This is a genomic window from Brachyspira sp. (genome assembly GCF_050873525.1).
In the GTDB taxonomy this organism is placed as follows: domain Bacteria; phylum Spirochaetota; class Brachyspiria; order Brachyspirales; family Brachyspiraceae; genus Brachyspira.
In genome coordinates this window covers 1-2591 of record NZ_JBNMIZ010000289.1, presented here as the reverse complement: position 1 = coordinate 2591, position 2591 = coordinate 1, and the positions used below count along the sequence as shown (strand labels likewise).

Annotated in this window: 3 protein-coding genes; all 3 read right to left on the bottom strand. The window is 32.8% G+C overall.

The genetic code is table 11. From position 1 onward, the window contains the following. A partial coding sequence (locus ACR0QS_RS12645; RefSeq protein ID WP_432633810.1) for a PTS transporter subunit EIIC occupies nt 1-1620 on the bottom strand: 1620 nt, incomplete at its 3' end. Between the two features lie 39 nt (nt 1621-1659). Next, nucleotides 1660-2340, bottom strand: a complete 681-nt coding sequence (locus tag ACR0QS_RS12640; RefSeq protein ID WP_432633809.1) for an N-acetylmannosamine-6-phosphate 2-epimerase — start codon at nt 2338-2340, stop codon at nt 1660-1662. A gap of 26 nt (nt 2341-2366) precedes the next feature. Continuing rightward, nucleotides 2367-2591: hypothetical protein (locus tag ACR0QS_RS12635; protein WP_432633808.1), on the bottom strand; the 225-nt coding region annotated here is incomplete at its 5' end.

Below are 2591 nucleotides of genomic sequence, written 5' to 3'. Positions count from 1 at the left end.
TTTTTGTATAATTTTATTTTTATATACTTCCGCTTTAGTTCCGTAAACGGCTTGTATTCCTTTTCCTAATCTTAATACTTTCTTTGAATTAATAGAATTCCAAACCTCATCGCTTGCGACTTTCTCGGGGTCTTTGACGGTTACTCTTAATCTTGTAATGCATGCGTCTATATTTTCTATATTATCTACTCCTCCAAGCGCTTCGACTATAGAATCTATTATTTTATCCTCGTCAATATTTGATTTTGCTTTTTCTCTTTCATTATAATCGGTTCTTCTATATAATTTGGCTTCTCCGCCTGCTCGTCCCGGCGTCATAAAATTAAATTTAATTATTAAGAATTTAAATAAGAAATAATATACTATCGAATATATAGGTCCTAATATTAAAATCCATTGGTATGAAGTTTTTGACATTCCTTGTAATAATCCAAAGAAAGTAAAATCTATAATCCCTCTCGAAAAAGTAACACCTACCGCAACATCTAACATATATAAAATCATATACGATAAACCTTCTAAAATCGCATGAATAACATAAAGCAAAGGAGCTACGAATAAGAAAGTAAATTCTATAGGTTCGGTAATACCCGTTAAAAATGAGGTTAAAGCGGCTGATAGTAATATGCCTTTTACTTTTTGCTTGTTTTCATTATCCGCAACTCTATACATTGCTAAAGCCGCGGCTGGAAGTCCAAACATCATAGGCAAATAACCTCCTTGCATGGTTCTGGTTGCAGCCGAGCTGAAATGTGTTACGGTTGGGTCGGCTAATTGAGCAAAAAATATTCTCTGCCCTCCAGCTATCATTTGTCCGCCAACTTCCAATACGCCTCCCAATTCCGTATACCAAAATAAAGGATATATTGCATGGTGAAGTCCAAATACATTTAGCATTCTCATTGTAGAGCCGTAAAAGAAAGTTCCTATATATCCAGTAGCTGCAAATATTTCGCCTCCATGAACGATTCCTTTAAATATCGTTGGCCAAATAAAAGGAAATATAGCGCCTAACGGTATAAAAAATATCATTGTTAAAACGGCTACGAATCTATTACCGCTAAAAAATGCCAAATAATCTGGCAAGTTTTGATTTGAAAATTTATTGGTTATAAAAGCCGATAATAAACCGCATATAATCCCTCCAAATACTCCCGTTTGTAAAGTAAATATTCCGAGTTCTCTTGCATATAAAGCCGCCGTTCCCGCAGCTTCTCCAGAACTTAATCCAGAAGATATTAAAGCGTCTACCGTAGTATTTTCAGGAGTATAACCTTGAAAATTTAATATAACTCCTATAACGGTATGGAATAGCAAAAATCCGACTACCGCGGAAAGCGCAGCAGTTTCTTTACTTTTATCAGACATTCCTATCGCTATACCTACCGCAAATAAAAGAGGCAAATTAGCGAATACAAAATTACCCGCATTAAAAAATAATATCAGGATATAATTTAACGGAGTTCCGCTTCTTAAGAAAGCCAAATTATAAGTTTCAATTAATACGGGACTTGTAAAAGCTCCTCCTATACCGAGCAATATACCCGCCATTGGTAGTATCGCTATTGGAAGCATAAAAGACCTTCCGATTTTTTGTAATACCGCAAAAATATTTTTCATTTTGCTCTCCTTCAAAAATAAATTTTTTATATATTTAAATCATATAGATTCTATAGCCCTAACGAATTTTTCCGCTATTTGTTTAGGTCTTGTTATAGCTCCGCCAACCACTACCGCTAAAGCTCCCATTTGAATCGCTTTTTTAGCTTTTTCAGGCGTATCAAAATTGCCTTCCGCTATAACGGGAATTTTTATCGCATTTAAAACTTCTTTTAAAGTATCTAAAGGTTCGTTTCCTTTTGTATAATTCGTATAACCGCATAAAGTAGTTCCCACAATGTCTATTCCTATTTTTTCCGAATAAATCGCTTCGTCTACATTAGATATATCTCCCATTATTATTTGATTAGGATATTTTTCTCTTATGTTTTTTATAAAATATTTTAATTCCACATTATCAGGTCTCTGCCTATTTGTAGAATCTATAGCTATAATATCTACGCCTTCTTTCATTAGTTCGTCTACTTCATTTATTGTAGGAGTAATATATACATTGCAATTTCCATAATTCTTTTTTATTATTCCTATGATAGGCAAATTAGTATTCTTTTTAATTTCTTTTATATCGGATATTGTATTTGCTCTTATGCCTCCAGCTTTCGCTTGAGTAGCAGCTAAAGCCATTTTACCCATTATGAAAGAACTATAAAGAGGCTCGTCTTCCAACGCTTGACAAGACACTATGAGTTTTCCTTTTATTTTATTAAAAATTTTATGCATAAATAAAGCCTTAATTAATTGTTAATTTAATCTACTGTTGAAAATCCATTTCTTATTTTTGATTTTTTATCAGTAGTAATTAATCCTTGTCTCAAACCATCTCTCCATACTTTCCATATATGTCCGCCATTTACAATTCTCAATTCTACATTGTTTCCTAAATTTTTTAATTCTCTATATATAAATACGGTTCTTTCTTGAAAATCTTCTTTGCCTTCAGAATTTACTAAATTATCATCATCTCCTATGAC

Bases quoted from the DNA above. Each gene is read 5' to 3' on its own strand.
- ACR0QS_RS12640 (WP_432633809.1), bottom strand. From the start codon at position 2,340: ATGCATAAAATTTTTAATAAAATAAAAGGAAAACTCATAGTGTCTTGT.